Annotated in this window: 6 protein-coding genes; all 6 read right to left on the reverse strand. The window is 32.4% G+C overall.

Features of this window, described 5'->3' with window-relative positions; all coding sequences use genetic code 11:
- Window positions 1–125: 125 nt before the first annotated feature.
- Window positions 126–2,267: a hypothetical protein gene (locus tag JMA43_RS13815; RefSeq protein ID WP_342157300.1), complete on the reverse strand. Its 2,142-nt coding sequence runs from the start codon at window positions 2,265–2,267 to the stop codon at window positions 126–128.
- A gap of 547 nt (window positions 2,268–2,814) precedes the next feature.
- Entirely contained in the window at window positions 2,815–3,195 is a 381-nt protein-coding gene (locus JMA43_RS13820; RefSeq protein ID WP_342157301.1) for a hypothetical protein, read from the reverse strand.
- Complete coding sequence (locus tag JMA43_RS13825) at window positions 3,192–3,632, reverse strand: hypothetical protein (RefSeq protein WP_342157302.1); 441 nt, start codon at window positions 3,630–3,632, stop codon at window positions 3,192–3,194. Before JMA43_RS13825 ends, JMA43_RS13820 begins: the two co-directional genes overlap by 4 nt.
- A gap of 155 nt (window positions 3,633–3,787) precedes the next feature.
- Window positions 3,788–4,582 (reverse strand): cation transporter, encoded by a 795-nt coding sequence (locus tag JMA43_RS13830; protein WP_342157303.1) that lies wholly within the window; start codon window positions 4,580–4,582, stop codon window positions 3,788–3,790.
- Between the two features lie 159 nt (window positions 4,583–4,741).
- Window positions 4,742–5,650 carry a hypothetical protein gene (locus JMA43_RS13835; protein ID WP_342157304.1) on the reverse strand — a complete coding sequence of 303 codons (909 nt, stop codon included), beginning with the start codon at window positions 5,648–5,650 and terminating at the stop codon, window positions 4,742–4,744.
- A 155-nt stretch (window positions 5,651–5,805) separates the two neighbouring features.
- Window positions 5,806–6,353 (reverse strand): hypothetical protein (locus tag JMA43_RS13840; RefSeq protein WP_342157306.1); only part of this gene is annotated, 548 nt, incomplete at its 5' end.

The following is a 6,353-nucleotide window of genomic DNA, read 5'->3' on the forward strand; positions in this document are numbered from 1 at the left end:
CTCGAATATGCGTAGTGCGGGTTTTCAAAGCTCTTCATTATCAAACCGAAATAATTATGAGTAAATGTACAAAAGTTAAATTTACCACTTCACCCCGCATTACGTATATTTATTGTTAGGCGCTTTTACTTTTTAAACAATCTACCGAAGAATCCCTTTTTTGAATTCTCCATCGGATGATTCTCAATTTTTTCTTCAATTTCTTTTGTGCTGTCTTCTTTCTCAATATTTACATACTGGATATGTGAATCTTCGCCCTTGATTTCTTTAAAAACGAAACTTTCAAAGCCATCATTGATTTCAGTGGTTTTCTTCAGTATTATTAACTCTGATTTATAAATGGTTGCCATGTATTGACTTTCAGAAAAATTTGCATTTCCAATTCCATATACATATCCAATATTTTTAAATTCTTTATTCCATATTAGTAAGCAGTCACTATTTTGAGTAATAATTAAGCCACCATTATCTATAAATGAAATTTTTGAAGTGTCATATCCACGATTTATAAATAATTTTTGCCCCTCATGTTCTACTACATAGGGTTTAAAATAATTATTTACAGCCTTATCACCTTTAAATGAAGTAGTATACCAATTAAAAATCTTTAAAGAATCTTCGGAAGGAATCATTTCACTTCTTTTAAACTTATCTGTTTCCCAAAACACATACTTTCCATGGTCTGCACCACCTATTAAAAACTGACTGTTAGGAGAAAACTCTGCTATAGTCATTCCAAAATTGTGGTTAATATCATTGTAGAATTTTTCCTTATAATCTTTCAGGAAAGTAGGGTGTGCCCAAACAACTTGTTCTGTCTTTTTATCAAAGTCAAATACCTGTGATTTCGTCGAGTAGAAATGTAGTACCATTTTCGAACCATCAGGAGAAAGAGCAATTCTATCATTTCCATTTCCATACTTTATGTTCTGCTCCTTATTACCTTTAAAATCAAAAATATCCATTGAGTTTCCTTCGCCAGAGAAAATCAATTTTTCTTTAGGTAAGTTAATTTTCAGACCGTTTCCTTTTATTTTAATGGAGCTTATTAAATCCCCTTTAATTGAATAAGTTGTAAGTATCGTTTCTTTGCGGTCGGGTGAATAAAGGGTTTTATAAGTTTTATCCTTCGAATCAAATACTAAATCTTTTAAGTCTGGATAAATGGAGTCCTTCTTAAAGTTCTCAAATTTGATATCATGTTTAAGTTCTATTAATCTATTATTGGAGTTTACGACAATATTATTTAAAATAAAAGCCTGAGCGTCAGTGTTCCAATGAATTTTTTTATCATATGATTCTTTAAAGCAACTTTGATAACTAATTTCCCAAGTCTCGATTATATGCCCTTCACTATTAACTTTTTTAAGTATTTTATTGTCAACTAATAACAATAATTCACCAGAATCATTAATGGCATAGCTTGTTAAATCAACTAATTTCAAGTCAAGTCGCAAAGTTTCTTTAAATCCTATGTTTTCAGCAAGTTTCACTTTTACATCTTGATTTTCAATAATCGATATTTCTCTCGAAAAAGGATTTTCAAAATCTAAGTCAAGAAGTAACTTTGCTTCAACTTGTAGTTTTTCTAATGCCTGAATATGCTTTTTTGCATTTTCAATATCTGTTTCTAGAAAATCTGATATTTTGTTTTGTATATCATGATAAAAGTTTGTGTAGTGTTCTTTTGCTTGGTCTATTTGCTTTGTAAAAATGAGGAGTCTAAAGTATTTTCGAAACGCCTCTGTTCTGTTTTCAAATAACCACAAACCATCCGAAGCTTCATCTAAATTTGAAACAACCGATGGTAGCTCTTTTATAATTTCCTCAAGGTTTGTTCTTTCTTTCGTATCAGGTCCTGCTAAAGATGATGTAACTGCGTGTTTAAACTGCTGACTCTCAGTTGGAGTAAAAAAGTCTTCTTTCGATAATTGTTCAAAATCAACATTTGTAATACCATCTAAGACTTTAAGGTTATGACGAAAAAAACTGCGCTCATTTAATTTATCCTTTACCCACTTATCAAACTTTGGTATTTCAATGGAGATTGAAAGTGAGAATTTTAGAAAAATCTCCTCAGTTTTTTCATTAAACTCCAAAGCATTATGTGGTTCAGAAATCGAAATAATCTGGTCAAAATTACTGACCTGCCTTTTAAAGCTTCTTTTGCCTTTCAAGTATTTAAATCCACTATTAGCAAGGATTTCGTTAATGGAGTTTATTATTATCTCATCAGATATTTTTTTTAGTGAATTTGCTCTTATCATAATATCTTCAATTATCTATCATAGGTTGCACACTCTCTCTTGTAATTGCGCCTAACGGTTTCATGTATGGTTTCGTTGCGTGAAAATCCGTAGGATTTTCAGCTTTGGAAACTAAGATAGTAAAAACGCCCGAATTTCCGCAAGGAAATTCCGTAGCAATGAACTGTACATATTGTTGTGCAGTGTAAGTCAAAACGCAAACCTTAGCAAATAAATCTCAAAAAGCAAAGTTGTTACGTTCTGCTTGCGTACAGATTGGTGGCAGGCTACTGTGCGTTTGCTTTTTGCCTTTGACTTTAAAAACTAAACATTTAAATAAACACCGACGGAAAAGGAACTGCATTTAGATGCCTTAAAAACCTAAAAAAGGAGTAGGGAAGAAGTTGGCTTTTTAAACACTTTTTATACTGTACAACGGTCTCGGCTATGAGTAGTTGCGTGGTTTAGCACTCAACTTTGCAAGTACACACCAAACTGAAAATCCGCGAGGATTTTCAGAAGTAGGCGAGAACAAGCAATTACTTATAGCCATTGTTGTACACCGTTTTTATTTATTTTTTAATATCTGTTCAACATATTTTCTGTGATTGTCAAATCCGTTATTTTCGGGATTTTCCAAGTCAACCATTCCATCAATTCCAGAGTCGTAAATCTGCCAATTATACTTTTTCGATAATTCAATCAAGGCATAAATTGCGTTTTCTCCATATAGTGAAAGCATAAAATTGCTTGAATGCTCGTTGTCGGCAAAAAAGTCAATCGTAAAATCAGTTCCGATTATTTCTCTGTGATTTCCGTCCTTTTTTAATTGGTCAAATGATTTTTCTAATATTCCGCTAAAATCAGTTGGTTCGAGTTGGTTTTCGTCCAGTTCAGCAACCGATTGGATTTTCTGTTTTGAATTAAAAAGCACAATATCCCAACTCATTCCTGCGCTTTTTTTAATAATTGTTCCAAACCAGCATTTTCCTTTTCCAACGCTTCAATCTCATCTCCGAGAATTCGATTATCATCTCTTAATTTACTATTCGTAATTCCTTGATAAATATTCCAAATCAGAGACAATCCAGCGATTCCAACACCAACCCATTTTACATAATCCGTTTTTGGTTTTAAAGACTTTTTATAAGCAAACCAATCTTTATGGTTATTCGCAACTTCATGTCCAATTTCTGAAAATTTAATTGCGTGGTCAGTATGTTTTTCAAATGGCGAGGATTTAATTAATAAATATCTAATTTTTTGAAATCGGTCTTCTCCCCATTCCATTCCGCTTAAAAACGAAAAGTCTTTAAACATCACGTATGGTTTTTCGGCAGATTTTAATTCTTGAATTGCTTTATTAATTATCTCGTTTTCGTTCATTTCGCAAATGGTGTACAACGGTCTCGGCTATGAACAGTTGGGGATTTTACGCCCTAACTTTTCGGTTTGGCACTGACCTTTGTTTTTATGTTTATATTTTGGTTTTATCACTTTCGCCCCAATTGTTTATAGCCAATGTTGTAGCCAGTGCTTTTTCATTTTCCAAGTTTTAATATTCTTATCGCTCCTTGAATTACCAAAGCAAAAACGATTGTTCCGATTATCAAGTCAGGTTTGTTCGAGTTCAGCCAATTGACCAAAATTCCTGCTGTTATCACGCCCAAATTTATTATCACGTCATTTGAAGTGAAAATCATACTTGCTTTCATATGGGCTTCTTCTTTGCTTTTTGACTTTTGAAGCAAATACAAGCAAATTCCGTTTGCAATAAGTGCAAAAATCGAAATGATTATCATTGTCGAGAAGTCGGGCAATTTTTCTGCTCCGAAAAATCTTCTCAAAACTTCTATAAATCCGATAATCGCAAGAGTTATTTGAAAATATCCAGCGATTTTGGCAATTCGTTTTTTTCTTGTCAAAGTTCCGCCAACTGCAAACAAACTAATTCCGTAAACAAAACTATCCGCAAGCATATCCAAACTGTCAGCAACCAATCCCATTGATTTTGAGATTATTCCGGTTGTCATTTCGATTAGGAAAAAAGCGAAATTAATAGCGAGTACAGTCCAAAGTAGTTTTCTTTGGTTTGTATTTTCTTTAAAATCGGTTTGGTCAGTTTGTTCGGTCGAAATTTTTTTTCCGCCTAAATTTAGTTCGAGAACGGACTTTTCGATTTGGTCAATTGCTCCGCTGTGAAAAATGGTCAATTTTCGGTTTGGAATGTCAAAGTCCAAATTCGCAATATTTGAAATTCCGTCCAGTTTCATTCGGATTAGATTTTCTTCCGAAGGACAATCCATTTTTGTAATCTCAAATATCGTTTTGTTCATTCACAGTTTCTTTTTTCGCATTGGCTACAACGGTCTCGGCTATGAGTAGTTGCGTGGTTTAGCACTTAACTTTGCAAGTACACACCAAACTGAAAATCCGCGAGGATTTTCAGAAGTAGGCGAGAACAAGCAATTACTTATAGCCATTGTTGGCGGTAGTTATTTTATTTTTTCAAACTCCTTAATTTTTTCATTCACGCTCTCCAACGAATCTATATGACCTTGAATTGCATTCATATGTTTTTCTGTAACGTGTTCCATATCATTAAAAGCAGATAAAACTTGATTAGAAATCTCACTAATTTCGATTGCATTATAGTCTTCAGGAATGTATTTAGAAGCAATATTTATTAAAGGCACAATAAATCTATCTATCAGTAATTTTCTGTCTTTTAATCCATTATTGTCAATTATCTCATTGTCTGCAAAAGTTTCTCCACGCAATTGAGTGAATTCAGCCATAAATTTGTCGTTGACATTAAAACTGAATTTTTTAATGCCATTCTCGTTTATTATACTTTCTGCTCTTGAATTGCATAGCTCAAAGTATTTGGTATATAGTAAACTCTTGTATTTATAAAACAGTTGTTCGTGATAATTGTACTTTTCAATGTATGTTCGAACCTCACTTCTTAATGAGCCTCTGAAATCATAAAGAGAATAAAGGCTTGTAAAAAGTCTATTAATAACTTTTATATTTTCTTTATTCTGAAAATCGTACTTTTTGTAAATGTCTTTAACGCTAATGAATTGAAGAAAGTCTACTTGTATTTCTGAATAAAATGAAAGTCTAAAATCCTGTTTTTCCATATATTCATTTAAACTTTCGATTTGTTTTAAAATCGGTTTTTTAATTTCTTCCAGATTATTTTTCAATAATTCATTTTCCGAATTTTCAAGTTCTTTACTTTCTCTTTTTTTGTCTTTTTGTTCTCTTTTGTAAACCGATTCCGAGACTAAATAAGCACCTACAATACTCGCAATGGTCAGCAATAGAGTCAACCAGTCAAACCAATTGGGTGTAAAGTCAAATATCTTATTATGGTGAAGAAAAATGGTTAATGTCATTTAGTTCGTTTTAATTACCGCCAACGGACTCGTATAACCGTCAGTTACGGATTTAAAGTTAATAATTTTCGGTTAAACACTGACGTTAGCAATTCCGAGTGGATTCGGACGCAGTCGAATCCGCCGTAATTGCGGTTATACATTGTTGGCAATAGTTATTTATTTTTCAATTCCGATTTCAACTTCTCAAATTCAGTCCATTTACTTCCATATTCTCTGAATCTAATATCAAGTCTTTTAAAATTATAATCCGTTTTTTCAGCCCAATCCAATTTTGCTCCAAACTCATAGTCAGCGTGAGAAACCATTTCATATTTTAAACTTGATTCAAGCAATTTTTTCAAATACTCTATTATTAACTTTACCTGGTCATCGTTTATTTCATAACTATTTTTTGATAATATTTTGTCGTGATTTGTATAGGTCTGTCCATCACAAACTTTATCATAAATCGTTATAAATGCAGTCAGCTTCTTATCAATTCTTTTTATTTCTATAAGTTCCTGATGTCCTCCAAATTCGCCACAGTCAGGAATATATGCGTCTAGAGTTAGCACATATTTATTTTCGATTCCACCAAGAGAATGTTTTTGTAAGTAGTCAAAATAGTTTTCCTCTTTTTCTTGTGAAAATGAAAGAGTCATTATTCCAAATACTAAAATTAATGTCAAATTTAGTCGCATAGGTGTGTTATAATTATTGC

The organism is Joostella sp. CR20 (assembly GCF_038433465.1).
GTDB lineage: Bacteria > Bacteroidota > Bacteroidia > Flavobacteriales > Flavobacteriaceae > Galbibacter.